Here is a 21,044-nt window from a genome sequence, read left to right as displayed (position 1 = left end):
GGCTTTGTGAAGGAGCTCTCTCATGACCGTCGGTTTCCTTGTCAACCCTGATCTCACCCGCCGCAAGCTGGAATTCGAGCTGGAGCACGCCAATCAGTTCTTGGGCGGCACCACCGAGGACCGCGTCTCCGTAGTATTCCAAGAAGACGGCACCACCTATGCGGCGCTCTACAACCCCGAAGCCAAGGCTGAAGGCGCCGAGCCCAACCCAGTAGCCTCCCTGGCGCGCAACGCTGCCGCCACCGGCAATGCCGCCTTCTTGCAAGACCCCATCCGCTCCATTTGTGGTCCGGTCATTTTCGTTGATGCCGAGGGCGAAGATAAAACCATCGATACCGTCATCGAGTCCGTGGAGCAGGGCATTCGCGCCGTCAAGAATTATCGGGAAGATAACCCAGAGGAGTACACGCTCTGGCGCGCGGCCGTTATCAATTCCACCAAGAGCCTTTAAGCTCCACTCCCTCACAGGTAGGGTTCAAGCGCTTTTCGCGCGCTCGTAATACGGTGTTCACATTCTTATGGTGTTCTAGGGAGCCGTACTGCTTTTTCTAAGACTCCAAAAGGTGAATACTGTATGCTCCGTTCAACGCGCTTTGTCGCCTCCCTCGTTACCGCCCTTGCCGTGGGCGGTGCCGCCACCATCGTGCCCGCCACCCCGGCGCTGGCTGCTGATTCGCCCATCTACCGCACCATCCTGCAGCCGGGCGAGGACGAATCCCAGGTAATGGTTACGTGGCGCACCAAGTCCAAGGCGGACGAAGTCCTCGAGGTTACCGGCCCGGAAGGCACCCAGACTTTCCGCGCCGAGGAACGCGATTACGGCGCTCTGCTTTATAAGTCCCAGTTCGCCACCGCCACTGACCTGCAGCCGGATACCGAGTACTCCTACCGCGTTGGCTCCGAGGAAGGCGGCTGGTCCGAACCAGAGACCTTTAACACCGGCTCCAACGGTGATGAGTGGTCTTTCCTCACCGTTGCGGACCCGCAAATCGGCGTGGACCTCAAGGTCGATGACCAAGCGGAGCAGTGGCGCAAGACCATCGCTCACGCGGCTTCCCATGTGCCCAATGCCAACATGATCTGGTCCCTAGGGGATCAAGTAGAAGGCTGGGGCGCCCAAGTGCCGCAGTACGATGCCTACTTCTCCGCCCCGGAAATCCGCCACATCCCGACCAATACCGTTCCGGGCAACCACGAGACTTATAACCTCACCATGAAGCATCATGATGAGCATTTCTCCAACCCCCACCAGGCCGACGATATCCGCGACCACTACTTCGAGCGCAATAACGTGCTCTTCATCGGCCTAGACTCTAATGCTTCCTCCGACGCCGATATTGCTCGCCACGAGCAATTCCTGCGCGAGGCCGTGGAATCCCGCGGCGCGGATAATGACTGGATCGTAGTTGGCATGCACCATGGTCCTTATTCCCAGGGTTCGCACCATTTTGATAAGGACGTTACCAACTTGCGCGAGAAGCTTACCCCGGTACTTTCCGAGCTCAACGTGGATGCCGTGCTCTCCGGCCACGACCACATCTATACCCGCAGCCACCTGATGAAGAACAATAAGCCGGTCCTGCCGGAGAAGAAGCCGCAGCGCGGCGATGTCCTCGAACCCAAGGATGGCGAGGCCCTGTACCTGACCACCACCACCGCGGGTGGCGGCAAGTTCTACGATTTCACCGACGTCAACAATAAGAAGCACAAGGGCGCGCGCATGGAGACCATCGATCCAAAGCTCGCCCATGAATCTACCGCCATGTGGCGCCAGGACTACACCGAGGACTACATGCGCGTCGACGTCTCTGATGACAAGCTCACCTTCGCTACCTTCAACGAAGCCGATAACACCCTGGTGGACAAGGTTTCGCTCAAAAAGAAAGACCGTGGCGCTGCGCCTGCCGACGACGCCACCGACCCCACCGAGCCCGACACCCCAGAGGTGCCAAAGGATCCGGAAAGCGGCAGCTCCCTGAGCTCCGGCGATGCTTTTGGTGGGCTCAGCTCCAAGAAGTAGCCAACACCGCGACCGGTGCGGCTAGCGCCCGGTGGGGCTAGCGCTCAGTGTGGCGCAGCCACGCCAATACGGCTTTTACCCGCCGGTTAGAGTCCTCGGACCGAAACCCTAGTTTCATAAACACATTGGAGACATGCTTGCTTACCGCTCCTGCGCTAAGAACGAGCGTGTCTTCAATTTCTGTATTGCTCAACCCTTGCGCCATCAGTCCCAGCACCTCTCGTTCGCGGGCGGTGAGTTGGGCGAGACCGGTGCGCTTTGCAGACAGCAGTGCCGTGACCACTTCTGGGTCCACGACGGTACCGCCGCGGGCGACCTCGTCGAGAGTGCGCACGAATTCTTCTACATCAGAAACGCGCTCTTTGAGCAGGTAGCCAAATCCCCCGTGCTCCAAGAGGCGGTCGAGGTAGCTTGCCGCTACGTATTGGCTAAGCACTACCACTGGCTGGGTGGGGTTGGACGCGCGCAGGTCGTGGACGGCGCGCAGTCCGTCGTCGGTCATGGTGGGAGGCATGCGCACATCGCTGATAATAAGGTCGAAGGTTTCTTGCCCAGCGATTGCGCTCAGTTCTTCGGCATCCATGGCGGCTGTAACGCTATGGCCCAAAGAGCTGAGCAGCTGCTCGAGCCCCGCGCGCAGCAGCGCGGAATCTTCCGCGAGTAAAAGTTTCATTCCGCCTCCTTCAGCGGCAATTCGAGCAGCAGCCGGCCGCCGCGTTCACCTGCGGCAGCATCATGAGCCGCGGCAAAGTTTAACGTTCCGCCTAGTGCGGCGGCACGCTCGCGTAGCCCCGCCAAGCCGGTACCGGCTCCCGCCGTGGCGGCTGCGTTGGTCGTGGAGCTGAGGGCCGGGCCGGTGCCATTATCAACGATGTCCAGGCGCAGCATGTCCCCGAAAGAAACCCTTACCATCGCCTCGGTGGCCGCGCCGTGCTTGGAGGCATTGGTAAGTGCTTCGGCCACCGCATGATAGGCCAGCAGGGCAGTGGTCTCGTCCACGGAGCGTTCCGGCCCGTCCACGTGTAGTTCAGTCTCCAGCCCGGAGTGGGCGAGTAGCTCGTCGAGGGCAGGGATAAGTCCGGCGTCGAAAAGCACCTGCGGGGCAATACCGCGCACCGTCGCGCGCAGGGAAGCCAGGGCCAAAGAGGCGTTATGCTCCGCATCAGCCAAGGCAGGAAGCGCCTCGGACGGGGCCTGCAACTTTGCCGCCGCCAAGTTGAGCTTGAGTGCGGTCAGGTACTGCTGCGGTCCATCGTGCAGCTCGCGCTCGATGCGGCGGCGCTCGCCGGAGAAGGCATCGATAAGCGTGGTGCGCGAGGCCGCCAACTCCTCGGCCGATGGGCTCAATGCCAGTCGGGTCAGCGCGGTCGACGCCACAACCAGGAGGCGGTTTATCCCCACCAGTAGCGCCACCAGCAGTGCCGCGGCCAGCCAGCAGGTTAAGAAAATCAGCGGCCGGTTGGTGGTAGACCATTCGCCAAAGGAGAATTCGGCTTTGGGTACAAACGGCGCTATCACCAGCACACCCGCTGTAAAACCCAAGGCTGTCCACGCGGCAAAGCATGCAGCCGAAATCAATAGCTGCACAATAAGGTGGTAAAACTGCTGCCAATCAAACCAACGGCCGGAGCGCCGCGGCGGGATCTCCACGCCCATCCACTGCGCACCCAACCTGCCGACAAACTCCGCAGCCCGACCCACTAGCGGAATCCACGGCAACATCAGCACCGAAACCACCAATGCCGGGATACACAGGGCGCCGAGGACGAAGCTCCACGCGCAGGCTTTGAGGGTTCGCATAACCCATGAGCCTAGCTGCCTTACCCGGCGTGGGGCAGTAGAGCTAGCTCTACCATTTTCCGGGCAGCCCGCCCCATGTCTTTCTTCTGCGCGGCCGAGTGGAATCAAAGGCATGTTAAAAGCAGAAAACCTCACTAAGCGCTACGGCCGCCGCACTGTACTCAAGCGGGTCACTGTTTCCATCGCCCCGGGCGAATTCGTCGCCATCATGGGCCCTTCCGGCAGCGGTAAAACCACGCTCCTTAACCTGCTATCCGGGCTGGATAAGCCCACGTCCGGCCAAGTTAACGCGCCGGGGCGCAAGCAGCGTGCCTTTGTCTTCCAAGACTATAACCTCTTGGAATCCCTCAATGCGCAGCGCAATGCCACCTTGACCGCGCGCTTTTCCGGCCGGCGCCCGTCACGCAGCCGGGTGGCGGAGGTCTTTGATTCGCTCGGCCTTGCTGGCCTGGAGCGCCGCCTGCCCGCACAGCTTTCCGGTGGTCAGCAACAACGCGTGGCTGTAGCCCGGGCACTGCTGGCTCAGGCACCCTATATCTTCGCCGACGAGCCCACGGGCGCGCTTGACGACGCCACCGCATCCACCGTCCTTTCCCACTTGCGCGCCGCCGCCCGCGAGGGAGCCAGCGTGATTATGGTGACCCACTCCCACCTTGCCGCTGAAGCGGCCGACCGCGTTATTTCCCTTGAGGAGGTAGCCCATGCTGGTGTGGCTTAAGGACTTGCAGTCCAATTGGCTCTCGTGGCTAGCCGTGGCGCTGACCCTGGTGGTCTCTTCCACCTCGTGCACCCTGGCGCTAGCGATGCTGGTCGCCTCCTCCGGGGCCGAAGAAAACCCCGCCGGCCCAGTGGGCGGCACGGTACTCGGCATGGCCCTGTGCGTGGTGGTGTTGGTGACGCTGTCGCAGATGCGCCTTATCATCGCCGAGCGCGAGCCGGTCTACCGTTCCTGGCGCATGGTGGGCATGCCCGGGTGGATGATTATTGCCTTCATTCTGGGGCAGGTCGCAGTAGTCAGCGCGGCCGCAGGGCTCCTTGGCGTGCTGCCGGCCGGCCCGCTGCTCGCTCCGTGCGTACGCGCGCTACGCAGCGATGGCATCCCCATGCCGGACCTTGCCATTACCGGCCAGGTCACGGTCATTGCGGTCATAGTCTGCATGTCCGCAGCGCTAGTTGGCGCGCTGCCTCCACTGCGCCGAGTCTTCCGGCCGCGCACCACCGCACACCCGGCCTGGACCGTGGTGAAATTCTTGCTCGCGTCCGCGGCCATCGGCAGCACGGTTTACGGGTGCCTGCACATTGCCGATCCCGGCGATCTTCTCTCGGCCGAGATGGGCTTGGTCATCCTCGTCGCCCTCTTTTGGCCCTGGCTTATGCCCACTATCGACCAATGGACCCGCGCGGCCGGCATCGCTGGGGCCAATGTGCGCGTGCGTCGCAACTTTTCTACCCCGCACATCGTGCCGTGGGTTCTCGTCGGCGGATTTATCGTCGCCGTAGGCTCTGGCCTGCGCTTTGAAAGCGCCGCAGGCGCCGGCGGAGCCCTATCGTCCTGGCAGGTCTTCGTCGCCCTTTTAGGGCCTGTCTTTGCCCCCAGCATCGTGAGTGCCGTGCTCACCTCGCTGCTCATGCACGGGCGCATTGCCTCCGATATCCGCGGCCTCACCCTCGCCGGCGCCGCTCCTCTAGCCTGGATCCGCGTGCAGGTGGGGGAGGCGGCCTGCCTCACCCTGACTGCGGCCGGCGTGGTCTGGGCGCTGTGCTTGGCGACGCTCCTCCCACTCCACCGCCTCCTTACCCCACAGGTTTTCTTCGCTCGGACTCTGATGGAGGAGCTGTGGTGGCCGGCGTATGCCGTAATCTTCGGTGCCATGTTTATCGCCTTGGGCGTCGTCAAGCTGGTGCTTGCAGCCTTCGTGCAAGCCCGGGCTCAGCAGCGTTCAAGGTAGTGTTGCAGGCGCCAAGGGGGAGATCGCTGCGGGCGTAGAAATGTGGGCCGGGTCATTGTTGAGGGTTAGCAGTCGCGAGGGTAGAGTGCTAATCAGGTTGTTTGACCCACAGTTGTTCACCCGCGACGACGGCTGTGCTGGACATCCACAACCGGCACGCGCGTGCCATACCGGCGCGCATACGAACACTACGGAGGAAACATCATGGCAAACATTAAGCCTCTCGAGGACCGCGTCCTCGTACAGATCGTAGAAGCTGAAACCACCACCGCTTCCGGCCTGGTTATCCCAGATTCTGCTAAGGAAAAGCCGCAGGAAGCTACCGTCGTTGCAGTAGGCCCAGGCCGCACCAACGACAAGGGTGAGGTCACCCCGGTAGGCGTCAACGAGGGCGATACCGTGGTCTTTTCCAAGTACGGCGGCACCGAGCTGAAGTACAACGGTGAGGAGTACCTGCTGCTGTCCTCCCGTGACCTGCTCGCTGTCATCGAGAAGTAGGCCTCACTATGGCAAAGCTTATTGCATTCGACCAAGAGGCCCGCGAGGGAATCCAGCGCGGCGTCGATACGCTGGCTGATGCCGTCAAGGTCACCCTCGGCCCGCGCGGCCGCAACGTCGTGCTGTCCAAGGCTTTTGGCGGCCCCACCGTCACCAATGACGGCGTGACCATCGCCCGCGATATCGACATCGAGGAACCATTCGAGAACCTTGGTGCCCAGCTGGTTAAGTCTGTTGCAGTCAAGACCAATGACATCGCAGGAGATGGCACTACCACCGCCACCTTGCTGGCTCAGGCACTCATCTTCGAAGGCCTGCGCAACGTCGCAGCCGGCGCTAACCCAATCGAGCTTAACCGCGGCATCGCGGCGGCGGCCGAAAAGGCCGTCGAGGAGCTCAAGGCCCGCGCCACTGCAGTCAACTCCTCGTCCGAAATCGCTCAGGTAGCCACCGTCTCCTCCCGCGACCCGGAGGTCGGAGAGATGGTTGCTGGCGCCATGGACAAGGTAGGCAAGGACGGCGTGGTCACCGTCGAGGAATCCCAAACCATCGACTCCGCAGTCGATGTCACCGAGGGCATTTCCTTTGACAAGGGCTATCTTTCCCCGTACTTCGCTACGGAAGAAGAGACCTACCACGCCGTGCTGGACGACGCCGCTGTGCTTCTCGTCCGCAATAAGATCTCCTCGCTGCCGGACTTCCTGCCGCTGCTGGAGAAGATCGCCGAGACCAACCGCCCAACCCTCATCATTGCAGAGGACGTTGAGGGCGAGCCGCTGCAGGCGCTCGTCGTCAACTCCATCCGCAAGGTGCTCAAGGTCGCGGCCGTGAAGGCTCCGTACTTTGGCGAGCGCCGCAAGGGCTTCATGGATGACCTGGCTGTCGTTACCGGCGCCACCGTCATCGATCCAGAGGTAGGCGTCAACCTCAACGAGGCTGGCCTCGACGTGCTGGGTTCGGCCCGTCGCGTGACCATCACCAAGGATGACACCGTTATCGTCGATGGAGGTGGCACCGCCGAGGCAGTAGAGGAGCGCCGCGAGCAGATCCGTCGCGAAATCGAGCGCACCGATTCCACTTGGGATAAGGAAAAGCTCGAGGAGCGCCTGGCAAAGCTCTCTGGTGGCGTGGCCGTCATCCGCGTCGGCGCCGCTACCGAAACCGAGGTCAACGAGCGCAAGCTGCGCGTCGAAGACGCCATCAACGCCGCCCGCGCGGCCGTGGAAGAGGGCGTCATCGCCGGCGGCGGTTCCGTGCTGGTCCAGATTTCCAAGGAACTCGAGTCCTTCGCCGAGGGCTTCGAGGGTGAGGCAAAGGTCGGTGTTCTAGCCGTCGCCCGTGCCCTGACTCGTCCGGCATACTGGATCGCCGAAAATGCTGGCCTTGACGGCGCAGTTGTTGTCTCCCGCGTTGCCGAGATGTCCAACGGCGAGGGCTTCAACGCTAATACCCTCGAGTACGGCAACCTCATCGATAATGGCATTATCGACCCGGTCAAGGTCACCCACTCGGCCGTGGTCAACGCCACCTCCGTGGCCCGTATGGTTCTTACCACCGAGGCCTCCGTGGTGGAAAAGCCGCAGGAAGAACAAGCTGCTGACGCCGGTCACGGCCACCAGCACTAATCCTTCCCAACATCGCCCGCCCCGCTTCTCGCGCGGCGGGTTTTGTTGTGCCTAGACTAGGGCCGTGGAATATATCAAGGTCACCGGCGCTCTTGGCCCCATTCGCAAGGCCAATGGCGTCAAACCCGCACTCTTTTCCGCGAATTCCGAGGGTGCCTGCCCCAAGCGCAGCGGCGCCGGTGTGGTCTACGTGGAGCCGGGCGTGATGAACGGGTGGACTCCGGATATACCGTCATTTGCATTGATCACAATCTTGCTGTGATTGCCCATGCGGATCACGTCATTGACTTGGGTCCCGGAGCCGGTTCGGCCGGCGGTCAGGTGGTCTTTAGCGGCACACCAGCAGACTTAGCCGAACAGCGCGACTCGGTGACGGGGCGTTTTCTTGCCGACGCCCTCGTCTCCCCCTAACTTTCCTGCCTTAAGCGTTGACCGGCGCGGCGGCGCGGCGACGCTGGCGAAGCTCTACCACGCGTTCGGATTCGCTCATTCCGCCCCATACGCCGTAGGGCTCGGCGGATTGCAAGGCATGCTCGCGGCACAAATCAATGACCGGGCAAGAATTGCAGATGGCTTTGGCGCGATTCTCGCGCTGGGCGCGGGCGCGGCCGCGCTCGCCATCCGGGTGATAAAATACGTCCGAGTTTTCTCCGCGGCAGGCGCCTTGTAGCTGCCAATCCCACAGGTCAGCGGTGGGACCGGGAAGCAAATGAGGCTGAGACACGTTACTAAGCTCCTTTTTAAGGGCGAGAATTCTTGTGTGGCTTCCGCAGTGTCGCGAAAAGCAACCTCACGTAGTGTTTCGCGCGCGGGTAAACGGTGGGTTACCGATTTTTGACTTTTAAGTATTGTCCTCGCAATTCCTTCACCGACACCACGGTTTACCAGCGCAAACGCCGAAGGTTAACGGTTCATGAATTTTCCGCCGTGCCGGTTGCATAGCCAAGGACACCGCGCCTTGCCTTTGCATAAACTTCCCGTGTGCCAATATGGTTAGTTACCGGTTTAAAACATGTCAGAGGGTGCATTCGTGAGTGATAAGGAACAGGAGCTAGCGGATCTCGTTCCGCATGCCGTCGACGGCAGCCGTCGAGCGCTGCAAAAAGTCCTGCAGATCATTCACCCGCAGGTCCTGCGTTACTGCCGCGCCCGCATCGGGGGCGGCCGCCAACCCACCGCGGAAGATGTGGCCCAAGAGATTTGCCTAGCAGTGGCTACCTCGATTGGTTCCTATGAGGACAAGGGCCGTCCTTTTATGGCCTATGTTTATGGCATCGCATTTAATAAGGTCACTGATGCTCACCGCGCGATGGGCCGCGATAAGTCCACGCCTACCGAAGAAATTCCGGAAGACTCCGCGCGTGAAGCCACTCCTGAAGAGTGGGCGCTAGAGGCCGACGGTAGTAACAGAATGCGCGCCTTGCTCGATACATTAAGTGATAAGGCAAAAAACATCGTTATTCTGCGCGTGTTCAACGGTTTGTCGGCAGAAGAGACCGCGGAAATTGTGGGTTCCACTCCAGGCGCGGTCCGTGTGGCACAACACCGAGCACTAGCTCAATTGCGAAAGACCCTCCAAGCCGCGCAGGAAACTGCACGCTAAAGGGCTTATAGCCCAATCTCACAGCAGATATTTCATAACAGAAAGGAAGGGGGAGAGACACCATCATGGCTCCTAAGCACCACGGCGATAACGACGACCTAGTGGACCAGCTCCAGCCCTTGGTCGATGATGATGCATTCCTCACTGAGCTTTCGAAAGGGAACGACCCTTCCGACCGTCAGGATGACCTGGCGGGGTTGCTGCTGGAGTTAAAGGGGGACGTCGACAAGCAAATGCCCCCGGCCCCACTGGTAGAAGGCGCTGAGGCGGAGCCTGAGGTTATTGACCTTGGTAAGGCACGCAAGCGTCGCCGCGGCGGGCCTTTCGTGCATGGTCTCATTGGCGCGGCCGCCGCAACCCTAGTCATTGCTGGAGCCGGTGGCGCAATGCTGCATGCCGGAACCTTTGATAAAGGGGATAAAACCCGCAATGTAGAGCTGGCCGGAACGCTGGAAGAGATGGAATCTCGCGCGGCCGAAGGCGATATTGAAGGCGCTCGGGAACTGATGAGGGATGCCCGAGCTAAGCTGGACGAGGCCGAAGGCAAGGAAGAAAAGGCCATCGCCGCCAACCGCGAGGCGGAACACAAGCGCTCTGCGCACCCGAAGCCCGCCCCGCACACCGTGACGGAGACCGCCACCGAAACCGTGGCGGAAGAAGCTTCCCAGCCGGAACAGCAGCCGGAACAGGTTACCGTGACCGAAACTCAGTACGCCACCGAAACCGTGGTAGTCACTGAGCAGGCGCAGCCTAACCCGCAGCCCAACCCCAACGTGGAGGGTGAGCCGACGACCACCATCGAGCTGGGGCAGCAGTAGAGCTAGCGGCCCTCCAAGCCATCTAAGTAGCCCAAGGCATAGTCCCAGGGGACATAACGGGAGGGATCCGGCTCGGCGCCTGGTTCATGCACCGGCGCTAGCTCCCCTTCGAGCGTGGCGCGCATATTGGCGGCCATAATATCCCACTCATAGAAGTGGTTTTCCTGGCAGTCCTCGCACAGGAAGAAGATGCCATCGATGCCGCGCGGGCCGAGGATGGACGCGAATTTCTGCACCAGCGCGAGGTCGTGGATGATGGCGATTCGGTCGTCGTCGGTAAGCGGCATGACCTGCTCGTCCTCCTCCAGGAAGGAGGCGGGGTCATTCGGGTCATCGGCGAAAGGATCGCGGGGCATATTGGCGAAGAAGTTCACGCCTGCGAGCCTATTGAACTTACCCTCCCGAGGCAATTTACCCCTGCCCAAATGGTGTCGTCGGCCGGCAAAGCACTACAGTTGTGGTAGCCGCTAAACCTGTTAAGGAGAGACCTCGATGAGCGAGAACCGTATTCATACTGGTGGAGATGACCCGAACAAGGTGGCCCTGCGCGGCCTGACCTTTGACGATGTGCTTCTGTTGCCCGCCGAATCCAATATCGTGCCCTCCGAGGTCGATACCGGCGCGCAGTTTACCCGCAATATTCGCCTCGGCGTCCCGCTTGCCTCGGCCGCCATGGATACCGTGACTGAGGCCCGCATGGCCATTGCCATGGCCCGCCAGGGTGGCATCGGCGTGCTGCATCGCAACCTTTCTACCGAGGACCAGGCCGAGCAGGTAGAAATAGTCAAACGCTCCGAGTCCGGCATGGTCACCGACCCCATTACCGCCCGCCCGGACATGACCATTAGGGAAGTAGACGCGCTGTGTGCTCGTTTCCGCATTTCCGGCCTGCCGGTGGTAGATGAGGACGGCACCCTAGTCGGTATTTGCACCAACCGCGATATGCGCTTCGAGCCTGACTTTGACCGCAAGGTCAGCGAAGTTATGACGGCCATGCCGCTTGTTGTTGCGCGCGAGGGCGTATCCAAGAAGGAGGCCCTCGAACTGCTCTCGGCCAATAAGGTGGAAAAGCTGCCCATCGTCGATGCGGATAATAAGCTCACCGGCCTGATCACCGTCAAGGACTTTGTCAAGACCGAGCAGTATCCCAATGCGTCTAAGGACTCGGCCGGGCGCCTGTTGGTTGCGGCCGGCATCGGTACCGGCGAGGAGTCCTACCAGCGCGCCGCCGCGCTTGTCGACGCCGGCGTAGACGCCCTCGTCGTCGATTCCGCCCATGCCCACAATAACCGCGTGCTGGAAATGGTCTCCCGCGTCCAAAAAGATTTCGGTTCTAAGGTCGATGTCATCGGCGGTAACCTCGCCACCCGCGAGGCGGCCCAGGCAATGATTGATGCCGGCGCGGATGCCATCAAGGTCGGCATCGGCCCGGGCTCCATTTGCACCACCCGCGTCGTCGCTGGCGTGGGAGCGCCGCAGATTACTGCCCTGATGGAAGCTGCCGCAGTAGCTGGCCCGGCCGGTGTACCGGTGATCGGCGATGGCGGCATGCAGTACTCCGGCGACGTCGCTAAGGCCTTGGCGGCCGGCGCCGATACCGTCATGCTGGGATCCATGTTCGCCGGCACCACCGAGGCACCCGGTGACATCGTGGTCTACCAGGGCAAGCAGTACAAGCGCTACCGTGGCATGGGCTCCATGGGTGCCATGCAGGGCCGCGGCCTCTCTGGCGAGAAGCGCTCCTACTCCAAGGACCGCTACTTCCAGGCAGACGTGCGCAGCGAGGACAAGCTGGTTCCGGAAGGCGTTGAGGGGCGCGTGCCTTTCCGCGGCGATATCGATGCCATCGTGCACCAGATCATCGGTGGCCTGCGCGCTTCCATGGGCTATACCGGCTCCGCTACTTTGGCCGAGCTGAAGACCAAGCGCTTCGTTCAGATCACCGCCGCAGGTCTAAAGGAATCCCACCCACACCACCTGCAGCAAATCGCAGAAGCACCAAACTACCGCTAGGAATATCATGCGTGAATACGCCGAAATCGGCATCGGCCGCGAGGCTCGCCGTACCTTTGATCTAGAGCAACTATCCATCGTGCCGCAGCGCCGCACCCGGTCCTCCAAGGACGTGGACACCACCTGGAATATCGATGCCTATACCTTCGATATTCCCTTTGTGTCCCACCCCACCGATGCGCTCGCCACGCCCGAGTTCATCATTGAAATGGGCAAGCAGGGGGGCTTGGGTGTCATCAATGCCGAGGGCTTGTGGGGCCGCCATGAGGACCTCGAGGGCGCCCTGGCCCGCATTTACTCGCAGCCGGGCGATAATTCCATCATTCAGGAGCTACACGCTGCCCCGCTTGACGACGCCCTCCTTACCGAACGCATCTCCCAAGTCCGTGACTCCGGCGTCACCGTTGCTGTGCGCGTTTCCCCACAAAATGCTCGCGAGATGGCCCCGAAGGTCATCGCGGCCGGTGCTGAGTTGCTGTTTATTCAAGGCACCTTGGTTTCGGCCGAGCACGTAGCTACCGGCGGTGAGCCGTTGAACCTCAAGGAGTTCATCGGCTCACTGGATGTTCCGGTTATCGCCGGCGGAGTTACTGACTACACCACCGCGCTGCACCTGATGCGCACCGGCGCGGCCGGTGTCATCGTGGGCGCGGGCGTGACGACCAACGCCGAGACCGTCGGCATTGACTCGGCCATGGGTACCGCGATTGCTGACGCCGCCGCAGCTCGCCGCGACTACCTCGATGAGACCGGCGGCCGCTATGTACACATCATCGCCGATACCGAGTTTGAAAACTCCGGCAGTATTGCCAAGGCCTTTGCCTGCGGCGCCGATGGTGTGGCTCTTGGCCCATTGCTTGCCCAAGCTCGCGAGGCTGGCGGAAAGGGCTGGTACTGGCCTGCTACGGCCGGCCACCCGCGCTTCCCACGCGGCTTTGTCCAGTTCTCTGGGGCTGATACCGATTTGGACGTTGATTTCCTCACCACCGGCACCCCGGCCGAAGCTGCAGAAGAGTCTGCCGCTCCTTCGCTGGAAACCGTGCTGCACGGACCCTCTAGCGAGCCATTCGGTCGCACCAACTTGGTCGGCGCGCTGCGCCGTTCCATGGCAAAGTGTGGCTACACCGACCTGAAGTCCTTCCAGAAGGTCGAACTCGCTGTTCGTTACTAACCGTACGAGAGTCCCCGACGCGGCTGTGCTTTCTTGGCGCAGCCGCGTTTTGCTTCAAAGCTCTTTCTCCTCTGGAGAGGTAAAGCGTGGCGGAGAAGGAGAGTGGTTAGGAAATCAACTGCCAACCGCCTTCCCGCTTCCATGTGGTCTCGCGTGCCATCGGCTGCCATTGTCCTGCATCTTGGACTGGGCACACGCGTGCGCCCGCTGGATTGAGCTCTACGACTTTCTCTTCTGTGGCCGCGCGTAGGACTACCGAATTATGCGCAACCTCTGGGTACCCCACGTGCTCTGCCTGCCGAGTTCCGCACAAGGGAATCCACTCATCCCACTTGCTTCCAAAGACTTCTTCGGCTGGAAGTGTTACCTGCTGCGGGCCTTGTTCATCCAGCACAGACGTCACCTCGGCGGTGGTAGGAGTGGCGTCACAACCGCACAACAACAGTCCCGTGGTGAGCACAATGGCCAAGCGCTTCATAAGCTATCAGTTTAGTGGGTTAGACTATGGGGCGTGACTAAGCCAAATACTACCCCGCGCCCCGTCCTCGTAGTGGACTTTGGCGCTCAGTACGCGCAGCTTATTGCCCGTCGCGTGCGCGAGGCCAAGATTTACTCCGAGGTTGTCCCTCACTCTGCGTCCGTGGAGGAAATTAAATCCAAAGATCCCGCCGCGCTAATCCTGTCGGGCGGTCCGTCTTCTGTCTATGCTGACGGCGCCCCGGCTTTGAAGCCAGAGCTGCTTGAGCTCGGCATTCCGGTTTTCGGCATCTGCTACGGTTTCCAAGCCATGAACCATGCTCTTGGTGGTACCGTCTCGTCGACCGGCGAGCGTGAGTACGGCCGCACCGACATGAATGTCAAGGCAGGCGTGCTTCACGATGGATTGGAGGCCACTCACAAGGTGTGGATGTCTCACGGTGATGCCGTATCTGCCGCTCCCGAAGGTTTCGAGGTTACGGCAACGTCGGCCGGTGCTCCGGTTGCAGCCATGGAGTGCCTAGACAAGAAGATGGCCGGCGTGCAGTACCACCCTGAGGTGCAGCACTCGCCGCACGGCCAGGAAGTGCTTACCCGCTTCCTGACCGAGATTGCGGGCCTAGAGCAGAATTGGACGGCCGATAATATCGCCGAGCAGCTCATCGCGGACGTTCGCGCTCAGGTGGGCGAGGAAGGCCGCGCCATCTGTGGCCTTTCCGGCGGTGTGGACTCTGCTGTGGCGGCCGCACTGGTGCAGCGTGCCATCGGTGATCGCCTCACCTGTGTTTTCGTAGATCACGGCTTGCTGCGTGCCGGCGAGCGTGAGCAGGTGGAAAAGGACTTTGTTGCCTCCACCGGCGCGAAGCTGGTGACTGCGGATGAACGCGCTGCGTTCTTGGAGAAGCTGGCAGGCGTTAGCGACCCTGAAGCCAAACGTAAGGCCATTGGCGCGGAGTTTATCCGGTCCTTTGAGCGCGCGGTTGCGGGCGTGCTTGACGACGCCCCCGCAGGCTCCACCGTCGATTACCTTGTCCAAGGCACGCTGTACCCAGACGTGGTGGAGTCTGGCGGCGGTGACGGCACGGCGAATATTAAGTCTCACCACAATGTTGGCGGTTTGCCAGATGACGTGGAGTTCGAACTGGTCGAGCCGCTGCGCCTCCTGTTTAAGGACGAGGTTCGCGCCGTCGGCCGCGAGCTGGGCTTGCCAGAAGAGATCGTTAGCCGTCAGCCATTCCCCGGCCCAGGTTTGGGTATCCGCATTATCGGTGAGGTAACCGAGGAACGCTTGGAGACGCTGCGCGAGGCGGATCTTATTGCCCGCACCGAGCTGACCAATGCCGGCCTGGATGACCAGATTTGGCAGTGCCCGGTAGTACTGCTGGCCGATGTCCGCTCCGTTGGCGTGCAGGGCGACGGCCGCACCTATGGCCACCCCATCGTGCTGCGCCCAGTGTCCTCGGAGGACGCCATGACCGCAGACTGGACCCGCCTGCCATACGAGGTACTGGAGAAGATTTCTACCCGTATCACCAACGAGGTGAAGGATGTCAACCGCGTGGTCTTGGACTGCACCTCCAAGCCCCCGGGAACCATTGAGTGGGAGTAAAACGGTATGCGTAGAAGGCGCTCAGACTATCTCTGAGCGCCTTTTCGCTCGTTTTAGAGGCGGCGCTTACTCGCGCGGGGTAAACGGCGGCCGCCACACGATGCGGCCACCCACCCGCTCGAGGCGGCCACGCCGGGGTGGGGCGTTGGGGTCATCGTCATTGACGCCATTATGGTAAGCGCAGCACATGACCAGGTTTTTCATATTCGTCTCCCCACCGTTGCTCCATGCCTTGAGATGGTGGACTTGGGAGAGATCGGCCGGCTGGTTACAGCCCGGCCAGGCGCAGCGTGGGTTTTCTGCAGCGGCCATGATGCGCTGTTTATCATTGGCCACGCGTGCCGTGCGGTAGAGGTTGACCGGCCCTTCCTCGGGGTGCACGAGGGTGACGTAGCCGGTTTCTCTATCGCCAGAAAAGCCGACGTCATTGAGCACACGTCGCAGATATTCGGTTCCGCTAATGGTGGCGCCATTGGTCAGATCGAGCTCGATATCGTCGCCATGGCCGTCGCGGATACGGATGAATTTGTCCAGCGGCACGATAGCATTGGTTATCACCTCTGCCCGTGCGGCCACCGCTTGGTCGAAGAAGATCTTTTCTACCGCCTCGAGCGATTGCTTTCCTGTAGCAGCCAGTGCGGCATTGAGATCCGCGATGAAACTGGAGGTTCCGGTGATGGCCAGCGTCCAGTAGTCATTGGGACGTCGATAAGTGCGCACGCCTGGAGTAACGGTGTTGTCTTTCATCTCGCGCAGCCGCCGGCGGGCGTGCTTGAGAATATGGCTCATCGCGCCGGTCATTGCACAGCACTCCGCGCGTAGCTCCCAGGCCTGTTTCTTGCTGGGTGCGCGGTTAACTATGCGCTCTAGGGCGGTGAGCGTGGCGATGGAATGGGTGTTGCGGCGGGCGTCGGCAATAGCGCAGCGCTGCAGGCGCGTAAATTTGGTGCGGCCGAAATAACTCTCGCACAAAAGAAGCAGATCGGCCGCGATGGCATCGGGTGCGCCGTGGTCCATAAGCTCGGACCCAGACATACCTTGGCACCCGGCGATGATGTCCATGCCGGGGCTCAAGGCAGTGAGGTAGGTCTCGAGTGCGTTCATACCTGCAACGCTACGGCGCACCCTGCACCGCCGCGCGGCCGGTGCAACCGCTGCGGCCGATTCTGTGGATAACCCGGCCCGTATACCCTTGGAGGGCCGGAAAGCTGTGGATAACTCCGAAAAGTGTCGGATAGATTAGGCAAATGCGAGCCGGCGCGTGCCATCCACATGGGGGAAGACGAAAAAGCTTAGCCCAAAGACCGCCAGCCACACCAGGCCGGCGCCCCACGCGGGCAGGGCCACGATGGGCGCGAGCATCACCATCAGCCACAGAATCATCAGAGGCACGAGCTGCGTGATGGTAGGAACCAGAGTGACATTGCGCTTGGTGGCATAGGCACGCATCGCGCGGCGGTACGGGTGGGCGAAGACGAGGACGAAGGCTGCCACAAGGCATACGAGTGCTCCGGTCAAGGCGGCGAAGATATGCGCGCGGCTGGCCAAAAGTGCCACGGCCGCGCCGATGAGGATGGACGAGCCCAAGCGCACCCATGGCGGAGTGGGGATGGGGGTGGTGTGCTCGCGCATGGCACCGTAGGCAGCGTTGAGGTTCATGCCGCTAAGGCTACCATTCGAACATACACTTGCATGTGTCCGGGTGAGGGTTCATACTATCCGGGTGAGTCAAACGAGCGTTCGTCTAGAAAAAGCGGTGGCCGGGCTAAGTGGGCCGGACCGTGTGGCGATGCTGCGTGCTCGCATGCGCGCTATGGAGCGCGGCCCGGAAGAAGAGCTGGTAGATACCCTCCCTGGCCTGGCCTGCTTGCTTCCTGCAGGTGGGCTGGCGCGCCGGCAGGTGGTGCACTGTGCGAACTGTCCAGCGCTGGTGGTGGAGCTTATCTGTCACCTCACCGCCCGTGGCGGGCATGTGGCAGTGGTGGGGTGGCCGGATTTGCTACTCGCACACGTGGCCGATAAGGGCGATATCGAACGTGTGGTGACCGTGCCGGATCCGGGCCTGGAATCCTGGATGGTGACGGGAGTATTGGCGGAAGGGCTAGACCTTGTTGTCCACCATGGGCCGCCCGGTGAGGTGAGCCCTACCAAGGCTCGGCCGGTGCTGGCGAAAGTGCGTGGCGGGCACGCGGCGGTGCTGACGGTAGGCACGCGCCTGCCCGGCACAGCGGTGGGGATAAGGGCAAGGGTGAGTACTTACCGGGGCGTCGGCAAGGGCAGTGGGCGCATTCGCGGCGTGGACATGGAGGTGGAGGTGACCTCGAAGCAGGGTGCCTCGCGCGGGGTGCTCACGGTGGGTGAGCGCCGCCGGTTGGAGGCCGTATGAGGGTAGCGGCCGTGTGGTTTCCGGATTGGCCCATCCAGGCTGCCGGCGGGCAGGGTCCTATGGTAATTGCGCGCAATCACGCGGTGGCGGTGTGCGATAGGAGGGCGCGCCGGGCGGGCGTGCGGCGCGGGATGCGCCTGCGCCAGGCCCAAGCGCTGTGCCCCGAGGCCGCAGTGGTGGAGGCCAATCCGGATCGGGATGGCGCGGCGTTTGCGGAGGTCGCGGCCGGCTTAGATGCGGTGGCGTCCTCGGTGGAGGTGTTGCGCCCAGGCCTGGCGATTGTGGATGCGGGCGCGGCTCTGCGCTACCACGGGGAGAAAGCACTAGAGATGCTTGTCGACGCCTCTTCGTACGCCGGCTTCGACTCCACCCTCGGCGTCGCCGATGAGATTGCCACGGCCGTCATCGCGGCCCGGCACCGTGGTGTGGGCGCAGTGGTGCCGGAGGGCGGCTCGCGGGAGTTTTTGGCCACCCAGCCCATAGGCGTGCTGGCGGCCGATGAGGCCTTGGGCTTTGAGGCTGGGTTTATCGCACAGCTGGATAAGCTGGGTGTGCGACGCCTGGGCGACTTAGCCGCGCTGCCGTTTAAGCAGGTAGCCACCCGGTTTGGTGAGCCGGGCCGGCGTGCCCACGAACTGGCCCAGGCCCGTGCGGATAGGCGCGTGGCCCCAGAGCTGGCGCGCCCGGATCTGGCGGTGGAAATGGAAGAGCGCATCGAGCGTGTGGACGCGGCCGCCTTCGCAGCTCGCCAGTTAGCGGCCCGGCTGCATGCCCGCTTGGAGGAGGCCGGCAAGGTGTGCCTGCGGCTGCGCGTGGTGGCGGAGTTTGGCACCGGTGAGGAGCTGGCGCGGGTATGGCGCACACAGGAAGCGCTGACGGAACAGGCCACCGCGGACCGGGTGCGCTGGCAGCTCGATGGTTGGCTCACGCGCGCTACTGGTGAGGGCGCGGCCATCCGCCGCCTAGCGCTGGAGCCGGTGGAGGTTGCTGCCCCGTCCGCCACCGGTCTCTGGGGCGGGGAAGGATCGCAGGAGCAGGTCAAACGCGTGATCGCCCGTGTGCAATCGCAGCTGGGGGTTGACCGCGTGCTGCAGCCGCGGGCAGTGGGCGGCCGTGGGGTGGCCGAGCGCATCGAGTACGTGCCCTATGGCGAGCAGCGTGACGCACCGCCGCAGGGCGAGTGGCCCGGCCGCATTCCCGCGCCCCTGCCTGCACGGCTGGGCGGTGGTCCGAATCATCCGGCCGCGCGCATTCGGCTTATCGACGCCGCCGGGCGCCCCGTCTTTGTTACTGCCGAAGCCCTCTTGTCCGGGGTGCCGGTGGCCTTGAGCTGGGGCGCGCATCGCTTTCGCGTGCTGGGCTGGGCCGGACCCTGGCCGGTGGATACGCAGTGGTGGACCGATACTCCACAGCACGTAGCGCGCCTGCAGGTGGTGGGCCAAGCCGAGCACGAAGAGCATCAGCGGGCGTGGCTTTTGGTATGGGCCGGTGGGCGCTGGCGGGTTGAGGCGACTTACTAATTGCGAATATCGACCACGAGGCGAGTGGGGTTATCGAGCACCTGCACGGAATAAGGCTTGCGAGAGGTCATGCCGATGACAAATTGGCAGCGGCCCTCGTAGGTGCCGCCATTGACCACTTGGGTGACAATTCCTTCCGTAGGGGCATCCACCACGCCGATGCGGGGATCATCTTTGCCGGCTTCGAAGGGGTAGACCACGCCGTCGATATTGACATTGAGTGCGGTCTCTCCGGAGTGGTCAATGGTCTTGCCGGAACCCTGCTGTGTGGGTGTATCGGCGTAATCCACGAACCAGCCGGGAGCGCCGCCGCCATCAAGCTCGAAGACGACGCGCTCAAAACCCTCGTGCCGGCCGATGCGCACGTCGGTCACCGTAAGTTCGGAGGGCGCCTGCGGCCGGAGGGTTTTCATCTCCATATTGGCCTGGCCTAGCGGATTGAGCTGGGAGTTATCCGCAGACGCGGCCATGGTGGTGCGGTCCGTCTCGTGGGCAGCGCAGCCGCTGAGGAAAGCTGCGACGAGAAGCGTTGCGGCGAGACGAACTTTCAACATGTCCCCTAGGTTATATTTTCGGCCGTGAACTGTATAGCTGAGGGGGTACTTCGTGGCCGAATTGTTGCCAAGGGTGTGAGCTGAAAAGCAGAAAGGTTAGGCTTAGGTATATGACCGAGTTCTGTTCAGATATCCAGGTAGAGCCGCTGCCAGGCACGGCGAAGAAGGAATCCGTCTATGTGCTTTTCGAGTGGCCGGGCGGATGGTCGCGAGACGTGCTCGACGGCGATACCTTTGGGCCGGAGCTCACAGCGCAGCTCAAGACCAAGCTGAAGGGTATGGCAGGGCTGCAGCTTATTCGCCGGCCGGGCCGCGATGGCCGCCAAGTAGGCAAGATGCACCGTTGTTACCTGGTGTGGGCCGAGCAGGGCGTGATGGAACTCGTGCTGCTGACGGGCCCGGAGAAGATCCTCGATCTGGACCTGACCGGGCCTGGCCGCAATGGGGGTGGCGCTTTGGATACGCCGCTGGTGCTGGTGTGCACGCATGCGAAGCGCGATACGTGCTGTGCGGTCAAGGGTCGCCCGCTGGCCGCGGAGCTGGTGGCGGACTATCCGGATATGGTGTGGGAGACCTCGCACACGAAAGGGCACCGATTCGCGCCGTCGGTCATGCTCATGCCGTGGGGCTATTCTTTTGGCCGAATGAATAAAGAAGCCGCCGCGCAGATGATTGCGGCGGCGGCGAAGGGGAAGTATTTCTACCCGGTAAATCGCGGGCGCGGTATTTTCGGCCCGCGCGGCCAGGTGGCGGAGTTGGCGGTGGCCCGCTCGCTTATCGACGCCGGCGAGGACCTCGCCTACGGCCAGCTCACCGCCACCGACAGCGGCGAGGTCAGCCACGCTGACGGCCGGCGCTGGCGCGTGGCGCTCGAGGAGCGCGAGGTAGAAGGCGTGGTGTCTTCCTGCGGCGATGCGCCGAAGAAAGGCCAAGCCATCGTAGCGACCGGCGTGGAGCCGATCGCGGAGTAGGCCGCGCGGGGCGGGGGCGGCGTCGGCAAG

General features: G+C 62.3%; 22 protein-coding genes and 1 pseudogene. 15 read left to right on the top strand and 8 right to left on the bottom strand.

What is annotated here, in order from left to right:
- Positions 1–22: 22 nt before the first annotated feature.
- Positions 23–451 carry a hypothetical protein gene (locus L8V22_RS02850; protein ID WP_238800200.1) on the top strand — a complete coding sequence of 143 codons (429 nt, stop codon included), beginning with the start codon at positions 23–25 and terminating at the stop codon, positions 449–451.
- 123 nt (positions 452–574) lie between these two features.
- The gene (locus tag L8V22_RS02845; RefSeq protein ID WP_238800192.1) at positions 575–2,020 is read left to right on the top strand and encodes a purple acid phosphatase family protein; all 1,446 of its coding nucleotides are present in this window, start codon (positions 575–577) and stop codon (positions 2,018–2,020) included.
- 37 nt (positions 2,021–2,057) lie between these two features.
- On the opposite strand, the gene L8V22_RS02840 is transcribed toward L8V22_RS02845, so the two are convergent.
- Positions 2,058–2,693, bottom strand: coding sequence for a response regulator transcription factor (locus L8V22_RS02840; RefSeq protein WP_238800190.1), 636 nt, complete (start codon positions 2,691–2,693; stop codon positions 2,058–2,060).
- Positions 2,690–3,820, bottom strand: a complete 1,131-nt coding sequence (locus tag L8V22_RS02835; RefSeq protein ID WP_238800188.1) for a sensor histidine kinase — start codon at positions 3,818–3,820, stop codon at positions 2,690–2,692. Before L8V22_RS02835 ends, L8V22_RS02840 begins: the two co-directional genes overlap by 4 nt.
- Before the next feature lie 112 nt (positions 3,821–3,932).
- Between L8V22_RS02835 and L8V22_RS02830 the strand changes: the two genes are divergently transcribed.
- From L8V22_RS02830 to L8V22_RS02810, 5 genes and pseudogenes are all read left to right on the top strand, one after another.
- Positions 3,933–4,538: an ABC transporter ATP-binding protein gene (locus tag L8V22_RS02830; RefSeq protein ID WP_238800186.1), complete on the top strand. Its 606-nt coding sequence runs from the start codon at positions 3,933–3,935 to the stop codon at positions 4,536–4,538.
- Positions 4,522–5,769 (top strand): FtsX-like permease family protein, encoded by a 1,248-nt coding sequence (locus L8V22_RS02825; protein WP_238800184.1) that lies wholly within the window; start codon positions 4,522–4,524, stop codon positions 5,767–5,769. Before L8V22_RS02830 ends, L8V22_RS02825 begins: the two co-directional genes overlap by 17 nt.
- Before the next feature lie 204 nt (positions 5,770–5,973).
- The gene (groES, locus tag L8V22_RS02820) at positions 5,974–6,267 is read left to right on the top strand and encodes a co-chaperone GroES (protein ID WP_005322702.1); all 294 of its coding nucleotides are present in this window, start codon (positions 5,974–5,976) and stop codon (positions 6,265–6,267) included.
- A gap of 8 nt (positions 6,268–6,275) precedes the next feature.
- Positions 6,276–7,892 carry a chaperonin GroEL gene (gene groL / locus L8V22_RS02815; RefSeq protein WP_238800179.1) on the top strand — a complete coding sequence of 539 codons (1,617 nt, stop codon included), beginning with the start codon at positions 6,276–6,278 and terminating at the stop codon, positions 7,890–7,892.
- 82 nt (positions 7,893–7,974) lie between these two features.
- Positions 7,975–8,303: pseudogene (locus tag L8V22_RS02810) on the top strand (hypothetical protein); the annotation flags it as partial.
- Positions 8,304–8,313: 10 nt separating this feature from the next.
- Here L8V22_RS02810 and L8V22_RS02805 read toward each other — a convergent pair.
- Entirely contained in the window at positions 8,314–8,616 is a 303-nt protein-coding gene (locus tag L8V22_RS02805) for a WhiB family transcriptional regulator (RefSeq protein ID WP_023020627.1), read from the bottom strand.
- A 306-nt stretch (positions 8,617–8,922) separates the two neighbouring features.
- Here L8V22_RS02805 and L8V22_RS02800 point away from each other — a divergent pair, with 306 nt between their 5' ends.
- Complete coding sequence (locus L8V22_RS02800; RefSeq protein WP_238800177.1) at positions 8,923–9,495, top strand: sigma-70 family RNA polymerase sigma factor; 573 nt, start codon at positions 8,923–8,925, stop codon at positions 9,493–9,495.
- A 65-nt stretch (positions 9,496–9,560) separates the two neighbouring features.
- Positions 9,561–10,313 carry a hypothetical protein gene (locus L8V22_RS02795; RefSeq protein ID WP_238800169.1) on the top strand — a complete coding sequence of 251 codons (753 nt, stop codon included), beginning with the start codon at positions 9,561–9,563 and terminating at the stop codon, positions 10,311–10,313.
- A gap of 2 nt (positions 10,314–10,315) precedes the next feature.
- On the opposite strand, the gene L8V22_RS02790 is transcribed toward L8V22_RS02795, so the two are convergent.
- Positions 10,316–10,687 (bottom strand): DUF5319 domain-containing protein, encoded by a 372-nt coding sequence (locus L8V22_RS02790; RefSeq protein WP_005326826.1) that lies wholly within the window; start codon positions 10,685–10,687, stop codon positions 10,316–10,318.
- Between the two features lie 118 nt (positions 10,688–10,805).
- Between L8V22_RS02790 and guaB the strand changes: the two genes are divergently transcribed.
- On the top strand, positions 10,806–12,326 hold the full coding sequence (guaB, locus tag L8V22_RS02785; protein WP_238800167.1) for an IMP dehydrogenase: 1,521 nt from the start codon (positions 10,806–10,808) through the stop codon (positions 12,324–12,326).
- A gap of 7 nt (positions 12,327–12,333) precedes the next feature.
- Positions 12,334–13,497, top strand: coding sequence for a GuaB3 family IMP dehydrogenase-related protein (locus L8V22_RS02780; protein WP_238800165.1), 1,164 nt, complete (start codon positions 12,334–12,336; stop codon positions 13,495–13,497).
- A 106-nt stretch (positions 13,498–13,603) separates the two neighbouring features.
- On the opposite strand, the gene L8V22_RS02775 is transcribed toward L8V22_RS02780, so the two are convergent.
- A complete protein-coding gene (locus tag L8V22_RS02775) occupies positions 13,604–13,975 on the bottom strand; it encodes a hypothetical protein (protein ID WP_238800163.1) in 372 nt (123 codons plus the stop codon).
- Between the two features lie 33 nt (positions 13,976–14,008).
- Here L8V22_RS02775 and guaA point away from each other — a divergent pair, with 33 nt between their 5' ends.
- Positions 14,009–15,583, top strand: a complete 1,575-nt coding sequence (guaA, locus tag L8V22_RS02770; RefSeq protein ID WP_238800161.1) for a glutamine-hydrolyzing GMP synthase — start codon at positions 14,009–14,011, stop codon at positions 15,581–15,583.
- A gap of 66 nt (positions 15,584–15,649) precedes the next feature.
- Here guaA and L8V22_RS02765 read toward each other — a convergent pair whose 3' ends face one another.
- Both L8V22_RS02765 and L8V22_RS02760 read right to left on the bottom strand, forming a co-directional pair.
- Positions 15,650–16,687, bottom strand: a complete 1,038-nt coding sequence (locus tag L8V22_RS02765; protein WP_238800159.1) for an HNH endonuclease signature motif containing protein — start codon at positions 16,685–16,687, stop codon at positions 15,650–15,652.
- A 135-nt stretch (positions 16,688–16,822) separates the two neighbouring features.
- Positions 16,823–17,242: a hypothetical protein gene (locus L8V22_RS02760; protein WP_238800157.1), complete on the bottom strand. Its 420-nt coding sequence runs from the start codon at positions 17,240–17,242 to the stop codon at positions 16,823–16,825.
- Positions 17,243–17,372: 130 nt separating this feature from the next.
- On the opposite strand from L8V22_RS02760, the gene L8V22_RS02755 reads away from it, so the two are divergent.
- Both L8V22_RS02755 and L8V22_RS02750 read left to right on the top strand, forming a co-directional pair.
- Positions 17,373–17,969 (top strand): hypothetical protein, encoded by a 597-nt coding sequence (locus L8V22_RS02755; protein ID WP_269966395.1) that lies wholly within the window; start codon positions 17,373–17,375, stop codon positions 17,967–17,969.
- The gene (locus L8V22_RS02750; RefSeq protein ID WP_238800155.1) at positions 17,966–19,489 is read left to right on the top strand and encodes a Y-family DNA polymerase; all 1,524 of its coding nucleotides are present in this window, start codon (positions 17,966–17,968) and stop codon (positions 19,487–19,489) included. Before L8V22_RS02755 ends, L8V22_RS02750 begins: the two co-directional genes overlap by 4 nt.
- Here L8V22_RS02750 and L8V22_RS02745 read toward each other — a convergent pair.
- Positions 19,486–20,043, bottom strand: coding sequence for an AMIN-like domain-containing (lipo)protein (locus L8V22_RS02745; RefSeq protein WP_238800153.1), 558 nt, complete (start codon positions 20,041–20,043; stop codon positions 19,486–19,488). The two genes, L8V22_RS02750 and L8V22_RS02745, sit on opposite strands and share 4 nt — an antisense overlap.
- A gap of 110 nt (positions 20,044–20,153) precedes the next feature.
- On the opposite strand from L8V22_RS02745, the gene L8V22_RS02740 reads away from it, so the two are divergent.
- Positions 20,154–21,014: a sucrase ferredoxin gene (locus L8V22_RS02740; protein ID WP_238800151.1), complete on the top strand. Its 861-nt coding sequence runs from the start codon at positions 20,154–20,156 to the stop codon at positions 21,012–21,014.
- Positions 21,015–21,044 lie beyond the last annotated feature (30 nt).

It is taken from the genome of Corynebacterium yonathiae, from assembly GCF_027570195.1.
Classification (GTDB): domain Bacteria; phylum Actinomycetota; class Actinomycetes; order Mycobacteriales; family Mycobacteriaceae; genus Corynebacterium; species Corynebacterium yonathiae.
The sequence above is the reverse complement of the archived record's forward strand: the minus strand, read 5'-3'. Positions and strand labels throughout refer to the sequence as shown.